18 protein-coding genes are annotated in these 22670 nt (G+C 73.1%); 7 read left to right on the top strand and 11 right to left on the bottom strand.

What is annotated here, in order from left to right; all coding sequences use genetic code 11:
• Nucleotides 1-75 precede the first annotated feature (75 nt).
• Both OG207_RS31665 and OG207_RS31660 read left to right on the top strand, forming a co-directional pair.
• Nucleotides 76-1008, top strand: coding sequence for a pseudouridine-5'-phosphate glycosidase (locus OG207_RS31665; protein WP_329103156.1), 933 nt, complete (start codon nucleotides 76-78; stop codon nucleotides 1006-1008).
• The gene (locus OG207_RS31660) at nucleotides 1005-1904 is read left to right on the top strand and encodes a carbohydrate kinase family protein (protein ID WP_329103154.1); all 900 of its coding nucleotides are present in this window, start codon (nucleotides 1005-1007) and stop codon (nucleotides 1902-1904) included. Before OG207_RS31665 ends, OG207_RS31660 begins: the two co-directional genes overlap by 4 nt.
• A gap of 44 nt (nucleotides 1905-1948) precedes the next feature.
• Here OG207_RS31660 and OG207_RS31655 read toward each other — a convergent pair whose 3' ends face one another.
• Nucleotides 1949-2596: a uridine kinase gene (locus tag OG207_RS31655; RefSeq protein ID WP_329103152.1), complete on the bottom strand. Its 648-nt coding sequence runs from the start codon at nucleotides 2594-2596 to the stop codon at nucleotides 1949-1951.
• 93 nt (nucleotides 2597-2689) lie between these two features.
• Between OG207_RS31655 and OG207_RS31650 the strand changes: the two genes are divergently transcribed.
• Complete coding sequence (locus tag OG207_RS31650; RefSeq protein ID WP_329103150.1) at nucleotides 2690-4144, top strand: WGR domain-containing protein; 1455 nt, start codon at nucleotides 2690-2692, stop codon at nucleotides 4142-4144.
• On the opposite strand, the gene OG207_RS31645 is transcribed toward OG207_RS31650, so the two are convergent.
• Nucleotides 4097-4501, bottom strand: a complete 405-nt coding sequence (locus OG207_RS31645) for a cupin domain-containing protein (protein ID WP_329103148.1) — start codon at nucleotides 4499-4501, stop codon at nucleotides 4097-4099. The genes OG207_RS31650 and OG207_RS31645 overlap by 48 nt on opposite strands.
• A gap of 139 nt (nucleotides 4502-4640) precedes the next feature.
• Between OG207_RS31645 and OG207_RS31640 the strand changes: the two genes are divergently transcribed.
• A complete protein-coding gene (locus OG207_RS31640) occupies nucleotides 4641-5333 on the top strand; it encodes a DUF2293 domain-containing protein (protein ID WP_329103147.1) in 693 nt (230 codons plus the stop codon).
• A gap of 6 nt (nucleotides 5334-5339) precedes the next feature.
• Here the strand turns inward: OG207_RS31640 and OG207_RS31635 are convergent, their stop codons facing one another.
• Nucleotides 5340-6023 carry a chaplin gene (locus OG207_RS31635; protein ID WP_329103145.1) on the bottom strand — a complete coding sequence of 228 codons (684 nt, stop codon included), beginning with the start codon at nucleotides 6021-6023 and terminating at the stop codon, nucleotides 5340-5342.
• A gap of 163 nt (nucleotides 6024-6186) precedes the next feature.
• Here OG207_RS31635 and OG207_RS31630 point away from each other — a divergent pair, with 163 nt between their 5' ends.
• The gene (locus OG207_RS31630) at nucleotides 6187-6726 is read left to right on the top strand and encodes a hypothetical protein (RefSeq protein WP_329103143.1); all 540 of its coding nucleotides are present in this window, start codon (nucleotides 6187-6189) and stop codon (nucleotides 6724-6726) included.
• Here the strand turns inward: OG207_RS31630 and OG207_RS31625 are convergent.
• From OG207_RS31625 to OG207_RS31610, 4 genes are all read right to left on the bottom strand, one after another.
• A complete protein-coding gene (locus OG207_RS31625) occupies nucleotides 6716-11623 on the bottom strand; it encodes a DUF3320 domain-containing protein (RefSeq protein ID WP_329103141.1) in 4908 nt (1635 codons plus the stop codon). The genes OG207_RS31630 and OG207_RS31625 overlap by 11 nt on opposite strands.
• A 220-nt stretch (nucleotides 11624-11843) precedes the next feature.
• Nucleotides 11844-13061 carry an SWIM zinc finger family protein gene (locus OG207_RS31620; protein WP_329103139.1) on the bottom strand — a complete coding sequence of 406 codons (1218 nt, stop codon included), beginning with the start codon at nucleotides 13059-13061 and terminating at the stop codon, nucleotides 11844-11846.
• Nucleotides 13058-15946 carry a DEAD/DEAH box helicase gene (locus OG207_RS31615; RefSeq protein ID WP_329103137.1) on the bottom strand — a complete coding sequence of 963 codons (2889 nt, stop codon included), beginning with the start codon at nucleotides 15944-15946 and terminating at the stop codon, nucleotides 13058-13060. Before OG207_RS31615 ends, OG207_RS31620 begins: the two co-directional genes overlap by 4 nt.
• 98 nt (nucleotides 15947-16044) lie before the next feature.
• Nucleotides 16045-17364, bottom strand: a complete 1320-nt coding sequence (locus tag OG207_RS31610; RefSeq protein WP_329103135.1) for a helix-turn-helix domain-containing protein — start codon at nucleotides 17362-17364, stop codon at nucleotides 16045-16047.
• A gap of 187 nt (nucleotides 17365-17551) precedes the next feature.
• Between OG207_RS31610 and OG207_RS31605 the strand changes: the two genes are divergently transcribed.
• A complete protein-coding gene (locus tag OG207_RS31605) occupies nucleotides 17552-18202 on the top strand; it encodes a hypothetical protein (RefSeq protein WP_329103133.1) in 651 nt (216 codons plus the stop codon).
• Between the two features lie 42 nt (nucleotides 18203-18244).
• Nucleotides 18245-18505, top strand: coding sequence for a DUF6343 family protein (locus OG207_RS31600; RefSeq protein WP_327386053.1), 261 nt, complete (start codon nucleotides 18245-18247; stop codon nucleotides 18503-18505).
• Nucleotide 18506: 1 nt separating this feature from the next.
• On the opposite strand, the gene OG207_RS31595 is transcribed toward OG207_RS31600, so the two are convergent.
• From OG207_RS31595 to rpsA, 4 genes are all read right to left on the bottom strand, one after another.
• A complete protein-coding gene (locus tag OG207_RS31595; RefSeq protein ID WP_329103131.1) occupies nucleotides 18507-18923 on the bottom strand; it encodes a tetratricopeptide repeat protein in 417 nt (138 codons plus the stop codon).
• Between the two features lie 118 nt (nucleotides 18924-19041).
• Nucleotides 19042-19650 (bottom strand): dephospho-CoA kinase, encoded by a 609-nt coding sequence (gene coaE / locus OG207_RS31590; RefSeq protein WP_329103129.1) that lies wholly within the window; start codon nucleotides 19648-19650, stop codon nucleotides 19042-19044.
• A gap of 31 nt (nucleotides 19651-19681) precedes the next feature.
• Complete coding sequence (locus tag OG207_RS31585) at nucleotides 19682-20620, bottom strand: PAC2 family protein (RefSeq protein WP_329103126.1); 939 nt, start codon at nucleotides 20618-20620, stop codon at nucleotides 19682-19684.
• 229 nt (nucleotides 20621-20849) lie between these two features.
• The gene (rpsA, locus tag OG207_RS31580) at nucleotides 20850-22358 is read right to left on the bottom strand and encodes a 30S ribosomal protein S1 (RefSeq protein WP_030010959.1); all 1509 of its coding nucleotides are present in this window, start codon (nucleotides 22356-22358) and stop codon (nucleotides 20850-20852) included.
• Between the last annotated feature and the right edge of the window lie 312 nt (nucleotides 22359-22670).

Here is a 22670-nt window from a genome sequence, read left to right as displayed (position 1 = left end):
CGCTACTCGGACAGGTTGGGACGGGTGTGACGGGTGAGAGTTTGGGGGCGCCAATCCCGTGCCATGGATGGGGACATGTCACAGCACAGAGCATCTGAGATCCCGGTCCTGTCGGCAGAGGTACGCGAGGCGCTGGCCCGGGGTAGGCCCGTGGTGGCCCTGGAGTCGACGATCATCGCGCACGGTCTGCCCCGCCCCCGCAACCTGGCGGTGGGCCTCGAACTGGAGGCCCTGGTGCGCGCGGAAGGCGCGGTTCCGGCGACGATCGCGGTCCTGGAAGGGGTGGCGCACGCGGGCCTGGACAAGGCGCAGCTGGAGCGGATCGCGGGCGGCGAGGGCGTGCGCAAGCTCGGCCACCGGGATCTGGCTCCCGCGCTGGCGACGGGGGCGACCGGTGCGACGACGGTGTCCGCGACGGCCTTCCTCGCCGCCCGGGCGGGCCTGCGGGTCTTCGCGACAGGCGGGCTGGGCGGCGTGCACCGGGAGTGGGCGCAGACGCAGGACGAGTCGGCGGACCTGGCGCTGCTGGCGCGGACGCGGATCACCGTGGTGTGCGCGGGGGTGAAGTCGATCCTGGACGTGCCGGGCACGTTGCAGCGGCTGGAGACGCTGGGGGTGGGGGTGCTCGGCTACGGAACGGACCGCTTCCCCGGGTTCTATCTGGCCGACTCCGGCGAGCCGGTGGACTGGACGGTGCACGGGCCCGAGGAGGTCGCCGCGGTGATGGCCGCTCAGGACGCGCTGGGCGGTGCGGATTCGGCGCTGCTGGTGGCCAATCCGGTGGCGCGGGAGGAGCAGCTGGATCCCGAGCTGCACGACCGGGTACTGGCGCAGGCGCTCGCCGAGTGCCACGAGCGCGGGATCACGGGTCAGGCGGTGACGCCGTTCCTGCTGGGGTTCTTGGCACGGGCGACGGCCGGGGCCTCGCTGGAGGCGAACCTGGCGGCGGTGCGCGGCAACGTGCGGCTCGGTGCCCGGATCGCGGGGGCCTGGGCGGCACGGGCGTGACCGGGCCGGGGGCGCTGCTCGTCGTCGGGGACGTGGTGACGGACGTGGTGGCCATACATCCGGAGCCACTTGCTCCGGCCACCGACACGGCTGCCCGCATCCGGACCCTGCCGGGCGGGGCCGGGGCCAACGCGGCCTGCTGGGCGGCCCGTACGGGGACCGCCGAGGTACGGCTCCTGGCGCGGGTGGGCGCCGAGTCGGCGCGCTGGCACGAGCGGGCACTGGTGGACGCGGGGGTGCGGCCGAGGCTGGTGGTCGACGCGCAGGAGCCGACCGGGACGGTGATCGCGCTGGTCGGCAAGGACGCGGAGCGGACGTTCCTGACCGACAGCGGGGCCTCGCTGCGGCTGTGTCCGGCCGACTGGAGCCCCTCCCTGCTGGACGGGGCGGCCCATCTCCACCTGTCCGGTTACCTGTTCTTCGCCGACAGCAGCCGGGAGCTGGCCGTGATCGCGCTGCGGGCGGCCCGGACCCGGGGGGTGCAGGTGAGCGTGGACCCCGCCTCGGCCGGATTCCTGGCGGCGCTGGGGCCGCAGCGCTTCCTGGACGCCGTGGCGGGGGTGGACGTGCTGCTGCCGAACGAGGACGAGGCCCGACTGCTGGCCGGATTGCCGGAGCCGACGGGGGTGGCCCGGGCGGCCGCGGAGCTCAGCCGGCGGGTGCCGCTGGTGGTGGTGACCCGCGGCGCGGCCGGGGCGCTGATCGCCGAACGCGGCCGGGTCACCGCAGAGGTCGCGGCGGAGCCGGCCCTGGCGGTGGACTCCACGGGCGCCGGCGACGCCTTCACCGGGGGCTTCCTCGCGGCCCGGCTGGAGGGCGCGGACCCGGCCGGGGCCGCCCGTGCCGGATGCCGGGCGGCGGCCCTGGCGGTGACCCGGCCGGGCGGTCGGCCGTAGGGGCGTCCCGCCGGTCGGCCCGTCGGTCGGCCCGTCCCGGCCCGTCAGCGGCTCCGGATGCCGGTCCAGGCGGGGTGGCGGGGGTCGTCGGCCCGGACCGCCGCGTCGGCGGCCGACCCCGGGTCGGTGTCGGCCTCGTAGCGCGCGAAGGCGGGCAGTGTCCAGCGCGCGGATTCCTCGGTGCGGCGGGCGAGCGCGCCGGCGGAGAGCCGGATGTGGACGCTCAGGTCGAAGGGGAACCAGTGGCCCAGCAGCAGCGGGCCGTGTACGAGCAGCACGCCGCCGGGCGGGAGGGTCACGTAGGGACTGCGGGTCGCCCGGTCGGTCACCGGGTCCCAGAGGTCCGGGAGGACCCGCCCGCTGCCGCCGGGGTCGGTCGGGCCGAAGACCTCCCGCCAGAGCGCGGCCGTGTCGTACCAGGCGCCGAGGTAGGAGTCCACGTCCTGCCGGCCGAACTCGAAGCGGAGGGAGGCCGGTCGCAGGAAACCGTCGGCCGGCACCACCAGGGACGGGTGGCCGCGCAGGCGCAGTGCTTCGGCGAGCTCGCCGGCGAGCACGCCGGTCCCGGCGGCGGGGGCGCCGTCGATGCCCACCCGCTGCCAACTGCCCGGCGCGGGGGCCCGGCCGGGGTCGTCGAGGTGACCGGCGAGCCGCTCGGCCATCCGCTGCCATGTGATCGCTTCCCACTGCACGGGCCCATTGTCAGTGGTGGGCCTTAGAGTTTTTCACGAGGGATCACCGGCCGAAAGGGAGCCGGCGGCGCTGCCTTTGGGGAGGGGTTTGTCATGGCTCGGGAGACGACGTATCTGGAGCTGTCGCAGGACGACGGCGCGGCACACAAGTTCTACGAGGTGACGGTCGACGGCGCGTCCGTGTCCGTGCGGTACGGGCGCATCGGCGCGGACGGCCAGCTGCAGACCTCCGGTTTCCCGAGCGCCGAGAAGGCCCGCGCGGCCGCTGCGAAGAAGATCGGGGAGAAGGTGCGCAAGGGGTACGCCCCGGCCGTGCAGGGGCAGCGCGCCGCCCGGTCGGTGACCCGCCGCCAGGTGGCCTCGGCGCCCTCGACGGCGCGCGCGGTGGCTCCGGTGCTGTGGCGCTTCCGGACCGGTTCGTCGGCCTTCGGCATCCATGTGGACGAGGACCGCTGCTGGGTGGGCAACCAGGCGGGCGACGTGTACACGCTGAGCCACGGCGGTGAGGTGCTCGCCCGGTATTCGCTTCCGGACGGGGTGAAGTGCCTGGTGGCGGACGAGTTCTGGATATACGCGGGCTGTGACGACGGCACGGTGTACGACCTGTCGTCGAAGGTGCCCTTCGGGGCCTACGCGATCGCGGCGGACGTGGACATCTACTGGCTCGACATCCACGAGGGCGTGCTCAACGTCTCCGATGCGAACGGCGGCCTGACCGTCATCGACCACGAGGACGAGCACCAGTGGTCGCGGAAGTCCGGCGGGACGGGCGCCTGGATGGTCCGGGCGGACGAGCGGGCGGTCTTCCACGGGCACAGCGGTGGTGTGACGGCGTACGCGGCCGACGGCAGCGGGCAGTTGTGGCACACCAAGACCCCCGGCGGGGTGCTGTTCGGCTGGCAGGAGGAGCAGGCGGTGTACGCGGGTACGGCCCGCAACACGGTGCAGCGGCTCTCGAAGGCGACGGGGGCGGTGGAGGCCTCCTACGCGTGCGACGCCGCGGTGTACTCGTGTGCGACCTCGCCCGACGGGCGGCACGTCTTCGCCGGCGACTCCTCCTCCTCGGTCTACTGCTTCGACGCCGACGGCCGACGGCTGTGGAAGCTGGGGACGGGCGGCGGGTCGGCGCTGTCCATGCAGTACCTGGACGGGCGGCTGTACCTCGTCACCACGGACGGGTCGCTGGTCTGCGTGGACGCGACCGAGCAGGCGATCGCGGCGGCCCAGCAGGGCTCGGTGCCCGCGCCCATGGACGTGAAGTCGGCGGCGGCGCTCCCGGTGTTCACCCCGGCCGCGTCGGCCTCGGCGGTGGCGACGGTTTCGATGGCCTCGGTGGCCGCTTCACCGGCTGGCGGTGTGGTGGTGGAGTGCGTCCAGCAGGGCGGCCGGATGCGGGTGCAGGTGGTGTCGGAGGGCTTTGAGTCCTCCTGGAACGTCCAGTTCCCGCGCGGGATACGGGAGCCCGGCGCCCGGTACGTGGTCGAGGGGCTGCACGCCGCCTCAGGGGGCTTCTACCGGGTCCGCGGAGAAATACGTCGGCTTGTGTGAGCGACAGGCCGCCTGCGTGGCACCGGCCGGTGCCGGGGTGGGTATCGCGAAGGGAACCCCCACCGGGAGCGCGGGCGTGACGTGGAGCACGACCGGCTCGGTGCCGAGGTTGTGGCCCAGGTGGAGGTGGCCTATGCCCGCGGGCTCCACGAAGGTGGTCCCGGTCGTGTGCACCACGACGGTGCGGTCGTGCAGGACCCGGGTCAGGGTCCCGGCTATGACCACCGCCTCGAGTCTGACCCGGTGGAAGTGCCAGCCGGTGCAGCCGCCCGGCGGTATGACTATCTCCCGGCCAGTCGCGGCCGTGGCGACGCTTGCTCCGCCCGGACGTGCCGTCATCTTCAGCTGCCCACCCATGTGACCCCCCTCTACGGACCGCCTGCGGTCCACCGCCCCACGGCAAAAGGGCCGCCGGGCATCCAGGAACGGTCAACGAAACATCAACATACCTTCTTCACCAGGTGATATGAGGGTCATACAGCGGTATCACACCTCCATGAGCCTGGTGGTTTTTGAGTCGCTGAAGCAGATCCACTGCGCCGACTGCCGGCAGGGCCCACTCCGGCACCTCGTCCGCGAGTCCGGTGTACCCCGCTGCCTGGACTGCACGGATCTCGGCCATCTCGTCTATCTCCCGCGGGGGGACACGGCGCTCACCCGCCGCTCCCGCGAGGCCAGTTCGCTCTGCGCCGTCGTCGTGCGCTTCAACAAGCGCCGGCACCGCTACGAGCGCCTGGGCCTCCTCGTCGAGGAGGCCGCGCTGGCGCGCGCGGAGCGCGCCTGCCTCGCGGACTCCGAGGCGCGGGCGCGCCGCCGGGAGCGCGACCGGCGGCGGCGTTCGGCCGAGGACATCCGCTTCACTGCGGCCTTCGCCGCCGAGATCGTACGGCTGTTCCCCGGTTGTCCGGCCGACCGGGCCGTGGCGATCGCCACCCACGCCTCGGTGCGCGGCAGCGGCCGGGTGGGCCGCACCGCGGCCGGCCGCGCCCTCAACGAACTGGCGGTGTCCGTCGCGGTCCGGGCGGCGGTGCGGCACACCGACACCGAGTACGACGCCCTGCTGATGGCGGGTGTCCACCGGTTCGCGGCCCGGGCCCGGCTGGCCCCGCGGATCGACGCCATCCTGGACGGGTGGCGTACGCCGCCCCCGGGGCCCGCGGCCCCGCCGGATCCGGACCTGTCGGCCTGACCCCGGTCAGTTGAGGCGGAAGCGGCGGTAGAGGAGTACTCCGCCGAGGAGGAGCGCGCCCGCGCCGGGGACCAGGTATCCGACGCCATCGGCCCCGGTGTGGGCGAGAGCCTCGTGCCGCGGGGCCTCGGGCGGGGTGACCCGCGTGACCTGCGTGACCGGCTTGGTGGGCACGGCCGGGACGACCGGGGTCACCGGCTTCTCGACGACGGGCGGCTGGACGGGCTTGCCGCCCGTGGGCTGCTCGCCGTTGACGGACGTGTTGCCCAGCGAGGGGTTGCCGATGCCGACCACGTTCACGGAGTTGCCGCTGACGTTCAGCGGGAGGTCGACCGGAAGCTGGAGCCCGTTGCCGGAGAGCACTCCGGGAGAATCCTTTCCGCTTCCCTGGGCGTGCGCCCCGCCCCCGTTGGCGCCTGCCGGTTTCGAAGAATGCGTCGAGCTGGCGCCGGACTGCCGGCCACCACCGCCCCCCGACGACGCGTTGCTACAGCGGTTCCCGGCGGCCGGGTTGAGCAGGCCGACCACGTTCACGGTGTTCCCGCACGCGTTCACCGGGAGGTTCACCGGCAGTTGCACGAGGTTTCCGGACAGCAGTCCCGGCGAGCGCTCCGCCCCGCCACTCGCGTCCGCGTCGGCGTGGGCGAACCCGCCCACACCCGCGACCGCCAGTCCGCCTCCCGCAACCACTGCCGCGATGAAGCCATTCCGACGACTGTGACGCATCAGTTTCCCTGCCTTCCGGATGAGTTCGCGGGTAATGCCCCCGCACCGGAAACAACGCTCTGACCCCATTCGAGTTATAGGGGCAGTAGACATTTCACTCAATCGTGTACTGGGTAATGGTCACTTCATGACCGATCGCCCGCTGCTCCTCCTCGACGTGGACGGCCCCCTCAACCCGTTCCGCTCGCCCCTCGCCGGTTTGCGCGGATACCGGAGCCACCGGATGTGGCCCGACGTCTGGCTCTCCTACCGCGACCCGGAGTCCCGCAGGGCCCGGCGCGGTGCCCGGGTGCGCCTCCACCCGTCCCACGGCGCCCGGCTGCTGGCCCTGCCGTTCGAGCTCACCTGGGCCACCGCCTGGACCCACCAGGCCAATACGATGATCTCCCCGCACATCGGGTTGCCGGGTGACCTCACCGTCGTCGAGTGGCCCGAACTCTTCGCCGATGACCCCGACGGCCTCTCGTGGAAGACCCGACACCTCCGCGACTGGGCGGCCGGCCGGCCCTTCGCCTGGGTCGACGACATGATCACCCCGCGCGACCGCGCCTGGGTCGCCGCACACCATCCGGCCCCCGCCCTGCTGCTGCGCATCCACCCGCGCCACGGACTGCGCGACCGGGACTTCACCACCCTGACCCGCTGGGCCGCCGGGCTCAGCGCGTAGCGACCAGCCGGTCCGGCGTCCCCGTGAGCCCGCCGCCGGTGAGGAGGTCCCTGACGTCCGCTTCGAGCGCGCTGCGGATGTCGGACCCCATGCGCTTCCAGCCGAAGAGCTCCCGAGTCTGCTGGAGCAGTTCCTCCGTGGTCATCCCCGGGCATTCCAGGGCCAGCTCCCTCATCGCCAGCTGCCGCTCGGCCGGTGAAACATGGGCGATCTTGCGCGGTTGGTCGTCCAGCGGTGTGCGGGCACCCCGCAGCTGCCGACCGACGACGTCCGCGAAGCCGCTCTCGTACTCCGCGATCCCGGCACGTACCAGGGCCTCCAGCACCTGCTGGGCGTTCTCCACCATCCGCCTGCCCGACTTGCCGAGCCCCCAGGCCTCCCGCGCACGCTGGACCAGGAGGTCCTGATGGATGGGCCCCTCCACCTCGATGATCTGCGCCAGCACCCTCCGCAGTACGGGACGCGCTTCCGGCGTGTGAAACTCCGGAACCGCCCAGGCGTCCACGCGGACCTCCGCGAGCACGTACCGCGTGCTCCAGTCGCGCACCGGCGCCCGGTCCACCAAGAAGATCCGCTCCGGCTCCGGTCGGGGTACCGGGATTCGCGTCTCCGCGGGCGCCGTCACCGCGGGCGTCGCCTCCGCGCCGAGGGTGCCGCCCTGAGGTACCCGAACCGCCTCCGGTCGTGCGAAGGGGTCGATCGCCACCGCCGCATCGACCGCTTCCTTCAGCCTGCGCTCCGCCTCCGGACGGTTGCGGTACCAGTCGGTGCCCCAGATCCGGTGCAGGGTCCAGCCGAGGCCTTCCAGTACCTGCTGGCGCAGCCGGTCGCGGTCGCGGGCCGCACGTGACGAGTGGTACATCGCCCCGTCGCACTCGATGCCGAGCGCGAACGAGCCCTGCGCCGCCGGGTGCCGCAGGCCCAGGTCGATCCGGTAGCCCGCGACGCCCACCTGCGGCTGCACCTCGTACCCCCAGTCGCGCAGCACCGCCAGCACCGACTCCTCGAAAGGGCTGTCCGGCTCGGCGTCCGCCACCACGGTGTCCCTGGCGAGGACCGCGGGCCCGTTCTCCGCGTATTCGAGGTAGCGCTTGAGGTGCTGCACGCTCTCGTTGGGGCCGTCCTTGAGCTGGGATCCGTGGAACGAGGCGACCACCTCCACGCGGAACCGGGCGCGGGTGACGGCGACGTTGAGTCGTCGCCAGCCGCCTTCCTTGTTGATGGGGCCGAAGTTGAGCCCCAGCACCCCCCGCTCGTCCGGCCCGTAACCGAGCGACATGATCATGACGTCCCGCTCGTCGCCCTGGACCGACTCAAGGTTCTTCACGAAGAATCCGTCGAGGCGGTCCTCGGTGAAGCAGTGATCGAGGTCCGGGCGGGCCAGCCGGGCCTGCTGCACGCATTCGTCGATCGCGGTCGCCTGGGCCTGGGAGAGCGCCACCACACCGAGGCTGCGGCCCGGCCGGGTGTCGAAGTGGTGCAGCACGCGCTGCGCCACGGCCTCCGCCTCACGCCGGTTGTCCCGGCGCCCGCCCCTGTCGTAGCAGCCGTCCGCCTTGAAGAACTCCACGCCGATGTCGGGGCCGCGTTCCAGCGCCCCCGGGAAGGTCACCATGCTGTTGCCGTAGAAGGACCGGTTGCTGAAGGCGATCAGGTCCTCGTGGCGGCTCCGATAGTGCCAGCGCAGCGCAAGCTCGCGCATCGCGCCCGCCTTGCACGCATGGAGCAGCGATTCGAAGGCGTCCGGCAGTTCCTCGTCGTACTCATCGCCCTCGTCGCCGACGGCCGAGTCGAAGAACGAGGTGGGCGGCAGCTGCTTCTCGTCGCCGGCGACGACCAAGGAGCGGCCCCGGTACACGCAGTTGACCGCGTCACCGGGCCTGACCTGCGAAGCCTCATCGAAGATCACCACGTCGAAGCGGTAGTCGGCCGGCAGGTACTGGCTCACCGAGAGCGGGTTCATCATGAAACAGGGCTTGACCGCCTGGACCACCTCCCGTGCCTTGCCGAGGAGTTCCCGCACGGCCAGGTGGCGGGTCTTCTTCTCCGCCTCACGGCGGATCAGCGAGGCCCCGCCCGCACCAAAGGCCTTGGGCTTGCGGCTGTTGCACGACGCGATGACGGCGCCGCTCGCCGCGGCCACCAGCATCCGGTCGGCCTCGCGGAAGCTCCGTACCCGGGCGTCGAGCTCCGCGGCACGCGCCGTACGCAGCCTGCCGTCGGCGGCGAGCAGCGTGTCGGCCCAGAGCTGGAGCAGGGCGCGCTCCACGACCGGGGGGAAGTCCTCCGCGTCGATGCCCCGCTCCGCGGCCCGGGAGACGAGGTCGTCGAGCCCGCGGCCCCTCAGCACCGAGAGTGCACTGCGGTACGTCTGCCATTCCCCCGGGCCCGACGGATCCGCCGCCAGGACGGCGAGGGCGCGGGCGGCCTCCTCCAACGTGCCGCCCAGGGCCGGCAACAGCTTCAGCCGGCGCCCGTCCTCGAACATCGCGGCGAGCCGCGCCGAAGTCTCGGTCCACCGTGCTGCGCGCAGGTCCACGGCATCGCACCAGTCGGCGAGGGCACCGCGGACGGCCTGGACCTGTAGCCCGGCGTATCCGTGCTCCGTGTCCGCTCCGTGCGCGAGGCGGTCGGACACGGCGCCGCGTTCGTTGCTTTCCGCGGTGAGCTCCGCGATCCGGGCGGCGTTGGCCAGAGCCTCGTCGAGCGCCGCGAATCCGTCGGCGCCACCGGGCAGGTAGGGGCCCAGCAGCTCCCGGTGCTCCTCGGTCAGCAGCAGCACCCGGTCACGTGCCTGCTGCCAGGCGAGCGCCTCTGCCAGTCTGCCGGGCAGGCGCTTGTCCCAGGCCCCGGTCACCGTGAGGGCGGTCGCCGCCTCCCGGTCTGCCCGGTACTGCCCCTTGAAGCGGGCGGTGAGCCCGTGGTGGTCCTCGGCGAACCGGCGCACCAGATCGGCGAGGGCCCCGTAGGTCAGGACCTGGGGTCCGAACACGTCCTGCGCCGCGCCGCGCGCCACGTCCTCCTCGTCGAGAGCCGCCTTGAGCTGCTCCGCCGCGGCCTGCGCCTGACGCAGGTTCGCCGCGTCGAACCAGTGCGGCAGGGGCCGGTGCTCGGCACCCTCCAGGTCGATGAGCTCGAACAGCGCGAGCAGGGACCCGATGTCCCGCGGTGCACCCAGGCCGAAGCCCTCGGCGAGCTGTGCGATGACGGGCGAGTGGTCCTCGAACGGAGCGTTCGTCGAGCCCGAGGTGCGTACGGGCAGCCCCGCGCGGAGGCCGTCCGCGATCCGCCGGACGTCCCGGACCGTCTTGGGAAGGGGTGTGTCGGCAGCGAGGGGCCTGTGCTCCGCGGCCGCCCGGAGCGACTGCAGGGCATCGTCGGCAGCGGCGAGCGCCGTGGTCGCCGAGCCTCCTCCCGTCGCCTCGGGGTCACGCAGCCCCCACCAGGCGAAGGAGTCGCCTTCCGCGACGGGCCGCCAGGACCGGGCGACCGAGCGGGCGGCCGCGAGCACCTCGTGCAGTGCGGCGGCGCTGAGCGTGTCGGTGACGGCGGCCACCCCGGAGGTGAGCGTCAGCTGCGGAACCTCCTGCTGGCCGAGCAGTGCGAGCCGGCCCAACACGTCGTGCAGCGTCCGGCCGAGCGGCTGCCGCTCCTCGTTCATCGCGGCGGCGTAGGCGGACAGTTCCTCGCGCAGCCGCCTGGCCTCGTCGAGCTCGTGTTCGGCTGCCCCGGAGGCCCGCACTTCGGTCGTCAGCGCACGGTCCAGTTCTTGGGCCACGGCCTTCTTGCTGGTGTCGCTGCTGTGCAGGGCCAGGACGAAGTCCCCGAGGCCGACGTCGGTCAGCCGGTTGCGTACGACGTCCAGGGCCGCGGCCTTCTCACTGACGAACAGGACGGTGCGGCCGGAGTGCATCAGGGCCGCGATCATGTTGGTGATCGTCTGGCTCTTGCCGGTACCGGGCGGGCCGCTCATCACGAACGACCGGTTCGCCATGGCGGCCGCGATGCACTGGCGCTGCGAGGCGTCGGCGTCCAGGACCAGCGGGGTCCGCTCGGGCAGCTGGACCTCGTCGATCCGCTCGATCGCGGGCGGATCAAAACCGATGACGTCGTCCGGGAGGCCCGAATCCGGTCCCAGCCCGATCGCCCGGATGAGCGGGCTGGCGAGGATCGCCGCCTCGTTCTCCTTGAGGTCCTGGTACATGGCCTCCTTGTGAGCGGCGAACATGGATAGGACGACGCTGTCACGGACCACCCAGCCGGTCTGGCCCGCGGCGGCCGTCCGGGCCCGGGCCAGCACGGCGGCCGCGTCGAGGCAGTCGGTGTCCGCCACGGGCGTCCAGTCGACGCCGAGCTGGGCGAGCTTCACGGCGAGCGCCGGATTGTGCACCGCGTCCTGCTCCTCGGCTTCCTGCAGCCGGATCTTGCCCGTCCGGTCGCGCACGAGCTGCACCGGGACCAGCACGAGGGGCGCCGAGCTGCTCTCGTGGGCTCCCTCTTCACGCCAGTCGAGCATTCCGACGCCGACCCAGAGCACCCACAGCCCGAAGTCGTTGAAGGTCTGGTTCGACTTCTGGCGCAGCTGCCGCAGGGCACTGTCCAGGGCCTGCTGGGTCTGCTTCTGCGTGAGGATCCCGCCCGCCGACCGGGCTCGGGCCGACCCCCGCGGCGCCTTGTCCAGGGTGACGCCGGACGGCCCTTCCCCGAACCGCTCGGCGTCCTCGGCGTCCTCGACGGGAGCGAAGTCCCACCCGCGGTCCAACTGCGCCAACAGGGGGCCGGCGCTGGGCGCGGTGATCTCCAACGTGGAGGACCTGGTGTGGCGGAAGTTCAGCAGCCGGTTGCGGCCGCCCAGGTCGATGAGCGACTCGCGCCAGCCACCCAGTACGGCCCTCAACCTCTCCTGTCCCGGGTCGGCACCTGTGTCGAAAGGCTGGGCATGCGCCGTCCGGCCGTGCATCTGGGGGTACCTCCGGGGCAGAAATCGACAGGACCGGGCAGAAGAGCCCGGCGCTTGTCACGTTCCGGATCACCCAATCACACCCCGGCACGCGGAACGTCCTGATCTCACGGATCAGGTCGTTCGGCCCCGCACGTCCGGACCGTTCCGGAGCCGCTCACGCATCTGCACGCGGGGCGAGAGCGGCGACGGGATCCGTGGAGGGGCGGCCCACCGGCCACCAGTCCTGATCGCCGTGGCGGTCCTCGTAGGAGTACCAAAGGCCGTCGCGGCCGAGGCGCAATTGCCGGGTGTGGATCGTCAGGCGGTTGCGGTCGGGGCGGAAGGAACCCTGGCCTGCGGCGAGGAGGGCCGGGCGGGCCCGGTCGAAGGGCCCTGCCGGCGGGTCCCAGGGTTCTTCGAGGGCGTCGAGGGCCGGGCGCCCGCCCTGGCGCCAGGCCGCCGCGGCCCGGGCGAGATCGGTGGTGCTGCGGCCGGTGGCGCGGGCCAGGTCCCGGTACAGGACGCGGGCCGCGCCCGTCAGCCCCGCCGTGGGGTGCGCGGAGGCCAACCGGACGGCGTCCTGCCACAGGGTGAGCCCGGCGATCGGATCCTCGCCGGTGGCCAGCAGGGCCAGGGCGCGGGCGGCCGCGTCGGAGGCGAGCTGGTCGAGGGCCAGCGGGTCCGGCGCCGCCGGGTCGGCCGGGTAGGCGGGCGGAAGGCCCACGGCGGCGGGCACGGGCAGCGGCGCGGGCAGCGGAGGCAGGCTCGGGCGGGCGAGCGCCGCCCGGGCCGGAACCCCGGGGAAGCCGGGTGCCGTGTCGGGCTGTTCGCGCGCGGCGTGGGCGGCGTTGCGACGGGAGAGTTCGTCGAGCAGCTCCCGCTCCCCCCGGCCGCGCAGGAGCAGCAGGACGAAGGGGTCCTCGTCCAGGAGCCGGGCCGCCCGGTAGCACAGGGCCGCCGCGTGCTTGCACGGCGGACGCCCGAAGTCCGGGCAGGAGCAGTGCGGGACCAGCTCGCCGGCGCCGGGCAGGACGGCCCCCGCGAGCGACTGCGGGACCTCTCGTTCCAGCAGGGCGGCGAGCGCCGTGGGGTCGGCCGCGACCGTCTCCAGCAGGTCCTCCCACTCCGGGTCGGCGAAGGCGGGCAGGGTCAGCTCGGTGCGGTACGGGCGGGGCCGGCTGCCCCGGACGTACGCCACGATCCGACCGGGGGTGACGGTGACCGCGCTGACGCGTCCTCCGTCGGCGTACGTACGTCCCCGGGCCAGGCGGGCCGGGTCGTGGGAGACCTCCTCCAGCGCCGAAACCCAGGCCCGGCCCCACCAACTCACCGCCTCGGCCCCGGCGGGCACGGTCTCGAAGGTGCGACGGCGGTCGTCCCGCGCGGTGATCATCCGGGCCTCCGCAGGGAAACGAGGTCGGCCAGCTCGCGGTCGGTCAGCTCGGTCAGCGCCGACTCGCCGGAGCCCAGGACGGCGTCGGCCAGGGCCCGCTTCGCCTCCAGCATCTCGGCGATCCGGTCCTCGACGGTGCCCTCGGCGATGATCCGGTGGACCTGTACGGGCTGGGTCTGGCCGATGCGGTAGGCGCGGTCGGTGGCCTGTTCCTCGACGGCCGGGTTCCACCAACGGTCGAAGTGGATGACGTGTCCGGCCCGGGTGAGGTTCAGCCCGGTGCCCGCCGCCTTCAGGGACAGCAGGAAGACGGGGACCTCGCCCGCCTGGAAGCGGTCGACGAGCTCCTCGCGGCGCGGCACCGGCGTCCCGCCGTGCAGCAGTTGCGAGCTGATCCCACGGGCTTGCAGGTGCCGTTCGATCAGGCGGGCCATCGTCACGTACTGGGTGAAGACCAGCACCGAGCCGCCCTCGGCCAGGATCGTGTCCAGCAGCTCGTCCAGCAGGGCGAGCTTGCCCGAGCGGTGCGGGATCCGGGGCTGCTCCTCCTTCAGGTACTGCGCGGGGTGGTTGCAGATCTGCTTGAGCGAGGCCAACAGCTTCATGATCATTCCGCGCCGTTCCATGCCCTCGCTCGACTCGATCACGGCCATCGCCTCGTCCACCGCCGCCCGGTAGAGCGAGGCCTGCTCCCGGGTGAGGGAGACCGGATGGTCGGTCTCCGTCTTCGGCGGCAGCTCGGGCGCGATGCCGGGGTCGGACTTCTTGCGGCGCAGCAGGAACGGCCGCACCAGCGCGGACAGCCGGGCGACCGCCGCTTCGTTGCCGCCGTCCTCCTCCTGCTGGTGCTCCACCGGGCGGGCGTGGCGGGCCCGGAAGGTCGTGAGCGGGCCCAGCAGCCCCGGCGTGGTCCAGTCGAGGAGCGCCCACAGCTCGGAGAGGTTGTTCTCCACCGGCGTTCCGGTCAGCGCCACCCGGGCCGGCGCGGGCACCGCGCGCAGTGCCTTCGCGGTCGCCGAATGCGGGTTCTTGACGTGCTGTGCCTCATCGGCGACGACCAGGCCCCAGCTCTGTTCGGCGAGCAGGGCGGCGCTGGCGCGCATCGTCCCGTACGTGGTGAGGACGAACCCGCCGGCGCAGGACGTCAGGTCCTCGATGCCGCGGCTGTTGCCGTGGAAACGGCGGACGGGCGTGCCGGGGGCGAACTTCTCGATCTCCCGCTGCCAGTTGCCGAGGAGGGACGCGGGACACACCACGAGGGTGGGCTCCGGCCGGTCCCGGTGCAGGTGCAGCGCGATCAACGTGACCGTCTTGCCGAGGCCCATGTCGTCGGCGAGGCAGCCGCCGAGACCGAGCGAGGTCATCAGGTCCAGCCAGGCCAGGCCGCGCGCCTGGTAGTCGCGCAGGGTGGCCTTGAGGGCGGCGGGCTGCGGCAGCGGGGTCTGCTCCCCCGTCAGTCGGTCCCGCAGGGCGGCGAGCGCTCCCACGGGCACCGCCTCGACCGTCGCACCGTCGATCTCGGCCGTCCCGGACAGTACGGTGGCCAGCGCGTCGACCGGGTCCAGGACGCCCAGCTCCCGCTTGCGCGCCTTGCGCACCAGCTCCGGATCGACCCGCACCCACTGGTCGCGCAGCCGGACGACGGGCCGGTGCGCCAGGGCCAGCGCGTCCATCTCCCCCGGGGTGAGCCGGTCGCCGCCCAGCGCCAGTTCCCAGGAGAAGGCGAAGAGGTGCTCGGCGTCGAAGAAGGCGGTCCCGTCGATCGCCGAACCCGGGGCGGTGGACCGTACGACGGCGGTCGCCGACAGCGTGCGGGCCAGCTCGCGCGGCCAGTGGACCAGGACCCCGGCGGCGGCCAGCCGGCTCCCGGCCACCCCCAGCAGGTCCTCCAGTTCCGGGTCGGACAGGGCCAGCGCATCGGGCACGGGCTGGTCCAGTAGGCGCAGCAGCGGGGGCCAGACCCGCGCGGCCCGGCGCAGCGCGAGCACGGCGTCGATCCGGGCGCGCGGGCCGAACCCGGCCGCCGCCGCGCCCGCCCACAGCTGCCCGGCGTCGGTGATCAGGGTCGGGTCGGCGAGGCTGTGCACCTGGACGACGGCGGCTCCGGCGCGCCGGGTGTCGGCTTCTTCGGCCTCGTCGAAGAGCCGGAAGGAGGACAGGTCGAGGCGGAGCGAGATCCCGACGCCGGTGTCGGAGCCGGCCGCGACCTGCGCGGCCCAGTCCTGTATCCCCGGCACCGGCTGCGGTTCCTGCGCGGCGAACGGCCGCCCGGCGGCCACGGCCGCGGCCGGGGTGCGCGGCAGGCCGTCGGCGACGGCGTCGAGGAACGCCCGGACCAGTGCCTCCGGTTCGGGCAGCTGGAGCGGACGGCGGCCGGCCAGGGGCGTCGCGTACCCCTCGTGCGGCAATGCGGCGGCGACCGCGCGGAGGTGATCGACGTCGGCGGCGTCGAGCGGTCCGGCCCGCCAGGCGTCGATGCCCTCGGGGGTGAGCCCGGGGAGGAGCCGGCCACGGGCGGCGAGGGCGAGCGCCTGCCGGGCGGCGGTGCCCCAGGCGCGGGTGGCGGGATGCGCGGCGGGGCTGTGGGGCGCCCGTGCGAGCAGGGGCAGGGCGGCGGCGACCGAGAAGGTCACCGCGGGCACGGTCCGGCTGCGGACCCCGTCACCGTGCGGGCGTACGACGGTGAGCGCCGCCGCCGCTCCCGCCTCGGGCAGGGCGTCCCCGTCGGGCGCCCAGAAGGCGACCCGCCCTTCGCGGGGGACGGCGGCGGGCAGGAAGACCGCGGCATGGCGGAGCAACGCGATGGCCTGCGGCAGCAACGGGCGCTGCGGCTGCGGCTGCGGCTGCGGCTGCGGCTGCGGCTGCGGCTGCGGCTGCGGTGTCATGGTGCGTCCCCCTCCCCGTCGGTGTCCCTGCACATCTGCCGGTCCCCTCTGCCGACGAGTTTAGGCGCGACCACCGACAACGGCCCCTGACCTGCGGTTCAGCGGGCCCAGCGGCCCTGTTCCAGCGCGTACCCGTACACGGGCCGGCCGGTGGCGGCGCTCGTGCGCAGCGGCCGCCCGCCCTCGTCGATCCGCAGGGTGCCCGACCCGGACGGGCCGGTCCACCGCAGGTCGAGGTACCAGTCGCAGTCGCATCCCGTGGTGGCCGCCGCCACCCGCAGGACGGCCGGTTCGGCCGCCGAGACGCGCAGGGGGAAGGAGGGGGCGGGCAGCGTGTTGCCGCCGTCGTTCCCGGCGACGGGCCGGGCCTGCGGGCGCGGCGCGTCCAGATTGACGGCGAACGCGGCAGGGGTGAGCCCGCCGCCGCAGCCCTGCGACATCTGGTAGACGTTCCAGGCCGGCGGCTTGCGACGGGCGGCCACCCGTACTTCCAGGTCCTCCAGGACCACGGCGCCCCCGCCCGTACCGTGCAGGGTGACCTCGACGATCTGCGTCCCGGCGTGCACGGCGTGCTGCGCCGTCGCCCAGGCGGGTGCGTCCGCCTCCACGGGTGGCGGGGGCACCGATCCCGGACCGCGCTCGGAGAGGTAGGCGTGATCACAGCCCGCGGTCCACACGTGCGACCGCACCGCCGCCTTGAGGGGCACGACCGGGCCCCGGCCCGGGGCGGACGCCGGCGGTGACGCGGAGGACTGGCCGGGCGCCGCGGCCGTCGCCCCGGCCGAATCGGTCGCCCCTGCCGCCCCTGCCGCCTCAGCCGGTGGTGTCGGTTCCGGTTCCCCCGTCGATGCCGGTGCCGGGGCGGACCCCGATCCCGCGGACGGCGGCGCACTCGTACGCGCACTCGTACCCGAGCCCGTCCCCGTGCTCCCGCCCGCATGCGGTGCGCCGGGACCGGGGCCGGCCGCGGCCAGCAGCGCCACCGCCACCGCCCCGGCCGTCATCCCCGCGGCGGTGACCACGGCCGCCCGCCGCCGGTACCAGGCACCCCGGGCCACCGGCCCCGGCTCGGGGTCCGGCGTCACCACCACGGTCGGCTCCGGCTCCGGCTCCGACTCCGATTCCGGCACGGGCTCAGGGACCGGCTGCGGCTCCGCCACCGGCCCGGCCCCCGCGCGCCGCCGCGCGTCCGCCAGCAGCCACGCCCGGTGCAGGTCCAGTGCCTCCTCCCGCGTCGCCCCGCAGGCCCGCGCGAAGCGGTCCACCACCGCGAACTCCGCCGGCAGCGCCTCCCCCTTGCAGTACCGGTGCAGCGTCGACGTACTCGTGTGGAGCCGGCGCGCCAAGGCGCCGTAGCTGAGCCCGGCACGCTCCTTCAGCTCCCACATCAGCCGTGCGAAATCCTCGGCCTCGCTCACGCTCTCTCCCCCCATTGCGCGTACCGCGTCCCGCGACCGCGTTCCATGCATGAGGTGTTCCCCCAGGTGACGGCGCGTACGGCCGTTCCAGCGTCCCGGATTCGCCGTGATCCGTCGCCCGCCACGCCGTCCGGGGAACAGGCTCGTCAGGCACACACCACCACGGCACTCACGGGGAGAACCGACCATGTTCCGACGTGTCCGACGTTCCGGCACCGCCACCGCCACCGCCACCGCCACCGCGCTCACCACCGCACTCGTCGCGGCGGCAGCCGCACTCGTCCTGACCGCCTCCACCTCCACCTCCGCCGCGGCCGCCACCGCGCCCGGTTTCCTGGCCGGCACCGACCTTCCGCCGCACCCCACCTCGCCCTGGTACCCCGGGGCGGTCACCGCGGGGCTGCCCGAGTCCGCGCCGTTCTGCCTGGAGGGCGTGCTCCCGGCCGCGGGCAGCTGGCACCGCGTCTTCGGCACCGAGTACGACACCGGCGCCGTGCAGGTCTCCGTACGGTCCTCCTCGCCCTCCGCGGCGGCCAAGCTCGCCGGCGTCCTGGAGCGCAAGGTCGCCGCCTGCGCCGCCGACTGGCTGCGGGCGACTCCGGGCGGCACCGCCTCCTGGCAGGACTACGGCGCCCTCCCCGTCGAGGAGGGCGCGCACGTCTACGGGGTCCACACCTCGATCCCCGAATCCGAGCCGGGCGTGCACCTGTACGGGATCGGGCGCGACGGCTCCACCGTGACCGTCGTGCAGTGGGGCGAGATGGGCGACCTGTCCCACGCCCCGGTCGCCGCCTTCAAGAAGACGACCACCAAGGCCGTGAACAAGCTCAACCCCTGACCGGGCCGGGGTGGGACCATGGACGGAGGAGAGGCGATGGCCATGCGTTCCGGGAATGAGCCGGTGACCGCGCGCAGTCCGCTGCGGCTGCGGTTCTGGCTGGGTGTCTGGGGCCTGGTCTGGGCTGCCGCCGGCACGGCCCTGTTCTCGCTGGTGGGCCGTCCCGGATGGGCGGCCGCCTGCGGGGCGCTGGCGGTGGTCGTGGTCGTGGACCTGTGCATGATCGTGCGCCACATCCACCAGGGGCCCCACTACCAGCCCGGCCCGGACATCCCTCCGTACGTGCCGCCTCGCAGCCGGTGACTCAGGCCGGGTCGGCTCCGGCCGGGCCCTCTGCGGCCGGGCCGTCGAACCGGGCCGCCGCCAGGTAGTCGGGCCGCGGGTCGAGGGCCGCGGCGAGGCGGAAGTGCTTGCGCGCCTGCTCGGGCCGGCCCGAGCGTTCGAACGTACGGGCCAGCGCGAAGTGGGCGAAGGCGTTGTCCGGCTCGCGCTCCAGGACCAGCTCGAACTCCAGCTCGGCCGGCCGCAGTTGCGCGGCCGCGAAGAAGGCCCGGGCGCGCAGCAGCCGCGCCGCCGTGTTCTCCGGGTGGGCGGCTATGACCGAGTCGAGCAGCTTGACCGCGCCGCGCGGGTCCCGGGCGGCGAGCAGCTGCTCGGCGGCCCTGTAGTCGATGACGTGGGTTTCCGGGCTGGACGGGGTGGGGCGCGTGGTCTCGGACACGTTCGAAATCCTTCCCTCTCCGGGCGCGTTCAACGCCCCCGCCCCACCCGCTATTCCATGCACACGTCAGAAGCACACGTCAGGCGGACACGTCAGCAGGACCCGTCAGCAGGACCCGTCAGGCGGCCCCGCCCGCCGCCCGCGCCCTGAGCTCGTCCCACACCGTGCGCACCTGCGGCTCCAACGCCTCCAGCGGCCCGTCGTTGTCGATCACGAGGGTCGCCACCGCGAGCCGCTGCTCCCGGGTCGCCTGTGCGGCCATCCGGGCCCGCGCTTCCTCCTCGACCATCCCGCGCAGCGCGGTCAGCCGTGCCAGCTGGGTCGCCGGGGCCGCGTCCACGACCACGACCAGGTCGTAGAGGGGTGCCAGGCCGTTCTCGGCGAGCAGCGGTACGTCGTGCACCACGATCGCGTCGGTCCCCGCGGCGGCTTCCAGCTCCGCCGACCGGGCCCCCACCAGGGGGTGCACGATCGCGTTGAGGGTCTGGAGCTTCGCCGGGTCCGCGAACACGATGGACCCCAGCTTCGGCCGGTCCAGCGTCCCCTCCGCGGTCAGCACCGACTCCCCGAAGGCCGCCACGACGGCCGCGAGCCCCGGCGTACCGGGCTCCACGACCTCGCGCGCGATCCGATCGGCGTCGACGACGATCGCCCCGTACCCCGCCAGCAGTCGCGAGACCTCGCTCTTGCCGGCACCGATTCCGCCCGTCAGGCCTACTTTCAGCATGCCCCGCAGCATAGGGGGCCCCGCCCGTACGTCAGTTCTCGCCCTCGCGCTCCGCCAGGAACCGCTCGAACTCGCGGCCGATCTCGTCCGCCGACGGCAGCTCCGCCGGCTCGGCGATCATGTTGCCCCGGGTCTCGGCCCCGGCGGCCGCGTCGTACTGGTGCTCCAGCCCCTGCACCAGGCTGACCAGCTCCTCGTCGCCCTCCCTGATCTGCCGGTCGATCTCCGTCTGCGTGCGGTGCGCCTCGGTCCGCAGGGCGTGCGCCACGGCCGGGAGCACCAGCCCGGTCGCCGCCGTGATCGCCTCCAGCACCGTCAGCGCGGCGTCCGGGTACGCGGAGCGCGCGACGTAGTGCGGTACGTGCGCGGCCACACCCAGTACGTCGTGCCCGGCCTGGCTCAGGCGGAACTCCACCAGGGACTCCGCGCTGCCCGGTACCTGGGCCTCGTCGAAGGGGCTGCGGTGGCCCGGCATGAGGTCGGTGCGGTTGCCGTGCGGGGTGATGCCCACCGGCCGGGTGTGGGGGACGCCCATCGGGATGCCGTGGAAGTTGACCGAGAGCCGCACGCCGAGGCGCTCGACGATCTGCCGGACGGCGACGGCGAAGCGCTCCCACTCCACGTCCGGCTCCGGGCCGGACAGCAGCAGGAAGGGCGCTCCGGTGGCGTCCTGGACCAGCCGGACCTCCAGTCGCGGCTCCTCGAACTCCGTCCAGTGGTCGCGCTGGAAGGTCAGCAGCGGGCGCCGCGCCCGGTAGTCCACCAGCCGGTCCGCGTCGAACCGGGCGACCACCTGGTGGGGCAGGGTGTCCAGCAGCCTCTCGACGATCTGCTCGCCGGCCTCACCCGCGTCGATGTACCCCTCGAAGTGGTACAGCATGACCAGCCCGGCCGAGTCCTGGGCGACCGCCAGGTCGGCCACCGCCAGGCCCTTGGCGTCCCATTCGTACAAACCCTGTGGATCAAGCACCGTCACCACTCCTCCTCGCCTCGTTCTCAGCCAAGAACGTCCAAGGCGGTCCGGCCATTCCCCAGTTGGCCGCATTCACAGGAACGCAACGGATCACGAGGGGACCGGACGGGGAGCGGCCGTGGGGAACGCGGCGGGAAACGCGGTAAGGCCCGCCCCCGAAGGGGACGGGCCTTACCGTTCAACGCAGTTCAGCTCGGCTCACACCGGAGTGTGATGCGCGCTGCGATCAGCTCTGGCCGCCGGCCAGCTTCTCGCGGAGCGCGGCCAGGGCCTCGTCCGACGCCAGGGCGCCGGAGGTCTCGTCCGACTCCGAGGAGTACGAACCACCCGAGATGCCCGCACCGGCGTTGCCACCGGCGGCCGGGGCGGCAGCGCCCTCGGCGGCAGCGGCCTCGTCGGCCTCGCGGCTCTTGATGACCTGAGCCTGGTGCTGCTCGAAGCGCTGCTGCGCCTCGGCGTACTGGGTCTCCCAGGCCTCGCGCTGCTTGTCGAAGCCCTCGAGCCAGTCGTTGGTCTCGGGGTCGAAGCCCTCGGGGTAGATGTAGTTGCCCTGGTCGTCGTAAGACGCGGCCATGCCGTACAGGGTCGGGTCGAACTCGACCGACGCCGGGTCGGCACCGAAGGACTCGTTGGCCTGCTTCAGCGACAGCGAGATCCGGCGACGCTCGAGGTCGATGTCGATGACCTTGACGAAGATCTCGTCGTTGACCTGGACGACCTGCTCCGGGATCTCCACGTGGCGCTCGGCCAGCTCGGAGATGTGGACCAGACCCTCGATGCCCTCGTCCACGCGGACGAACGCACCGAACGGAACCAGCTTGGTGACCTTACCCGGGACGACCTGACCGATCTGGTGCGTACGGGCGAACTGCTGCCACGGGTCCTCCTGCGTCGCCTTCAGCGACAGGGAGACACGCTCGCGGTCCATGTCGACGTCGAGGACCTCGACGGTGACTTCCTGGCCGACCTCGACAACCTCGGACGGGTGGTCGATGTGCTTCCAGGACAGCTCGGAGACGTGGACGAGACCGTCGACGCCACCCAGGTCCACGAAGGCACCGAAGTTGACGATCGAGGAAACGACGCCGGAGCGGACCTGACCCTTCTGCAGGGTGGTGAGGAACGTCTGGCGAACCTCGGACTGGGTCTGCTCCAGCCAGGCGCGGCGGGACAGGACCACGTTGTTGCGGTTCTTGTCCAGCTCGATGATCTTCGCCTCGAGCTCCTTGCCCACGTAGGGCTGGAGGTCGCGGACACGACGCATCTCGACGAGAGAGGCCGGCAGGAAGCCGCGGAGGCCGATGTCGAGGATGAGACCACCCTTGACGACCTCGATGACGGTACCGGTGACGATGCCGTCTTCTTCCTTGATCTTCTCGATCGTGCCCCAGGCACGCTCGTACTGAGCGCGCTTCTTGGACAGGATCAGACGGCCTTCCTTGTCCTCCTTCTGGAGAACCAGGGCCTCGATCTCGTCGCCGACCTTGACGACCTCGTTCGGGTCGACGTCGTGCTTGATCGAGAGCTCACGGCTCGGGATCACGCCTTCGGTCTTGTAACCGATGTCGAGCAGGACCTCGTCCCGGTCGACCTTCACGATGACGCCGTCGACGATGTCGCCGTCGTTGAAGTACTTGATCGTCTCGTCGATCGCGGCGAGGAAGGCTTCCTCGTTACCGATGTCGTTGACCGCTACCTGCGGAGTGGTAGAGGTGGTCTCGGTGCTGCTCGTCATGTGGGAAAGGGCTCCGGTTACGGACAGAAAGTCGTAGGTACTGCTACGCCGGGAGCCCTTATCGGCATCTGCCGAAGAAGCCGGACAGCCAAGGAGACCCCCTTCCGCGAAGAGCGGCGGGGCCTCGAAAACCGAGGGGACATCAACAGATGCAAGCGCAGCCTGCTAGGTCTGAGGAGCACAGGCTCGCAGCGCAACTTGTAGCATACGGGGGCAGCCGGACAGGGTCAATGCGCGAAGGCGCACACCCCGGGCGGATCGCCGCACAACCGGCACAATTCATGGGCGGGAAGCCCCTCCTGGCGCTTCCTG

The sequence above is a fragment of the Streptomyces sp. NBC_01439 genome, from assembly GCF_036227605.1.
Taxonomy (GTDB): Bacteria; Actinomycetota; Actinomycetes; order Streptomycetales; family Streptomycetaceae; genus Streptomyces.
Note: the sequence above shows the minus strand (reverse complement) of the source record. Positions and strands in the feature narration are given on the sequence as shown.

Coding starts and splice junctions, on each gene's coding strand:
- OG207_RS31615 (WP_329103137.1), bottom strand. CDS start 15,946: ATGACACCGCAGCCGCAGCCGCAGCCGCAGCCGCAGCCGCAGCCGCAG.
- OG207_RS31645 (WP_329103148.1), bottom strand. CDS start 4,501: ATGGGTGGGCAGCTGAAGATGACGGCACGTCCGGGCGGAGCAAGCGTC.
- OG207_RS31630 (WP_329103143.1), top strand. CDS start 6,187: ATGACCGATCGCCCGCTGCTCCTCCTCGACGTGGACGGCCCCCTCAAC.
- OG207_RS31605 (WP_329103133.1), top strand. CDS start 17,552: ATGTTCCGACGTGTCCGACGTTCCGGCACCGCCACCGCCACCGCCACC.
- OG207_RS31640 (WP_329103147.1), top strand. CDS start 4,641: ATGAGCCTGGTGGTTTTTGAGTCGCTGAAGCAGATCCACTGCGCCGAC.
- OG207_RS31600 (WP_327386053.1), top strand. CDS start 18,245: ATGCGTTCCGGGAATGAGCCGGTGACCGCGCGCAGTCCGCTGCGGCTG.
- OG207_RS31665 (WP_329103156.1), top strand. CDS start 76: ATGTCACAGCACAGAGCATCTGAGATCCCGGTCCTGTCGGCAGAGGTA.
- OG207_RS31650 (WP_329103150.1), top strand. CDS start 2,690: ATGGCTCGGGAGACGACGTATCTGGAGCTGTCGCAGGACGACGGCGCG.
- coaE (WP_329103129.1), bottom strand. CDS start 19,650: ATGCTGAAAGTAGGCCTGACGGGCGGAATCGGTGCCGGCAAGAGCGAG.
- OG207_RS31620 (WP_329103139.1), bottom strand. CDS start 13,061: ATGATCACCGCGCGGGACGACCGCCGTCGCACCTTCGAGACCGTGCCC.
- rpsA (WP_030010959.1), bottom strand. CDS start 22,358: ATGACGAGCAGCACCGAGACCACCTCTACCACTCCGCAGGTAGCGGTC.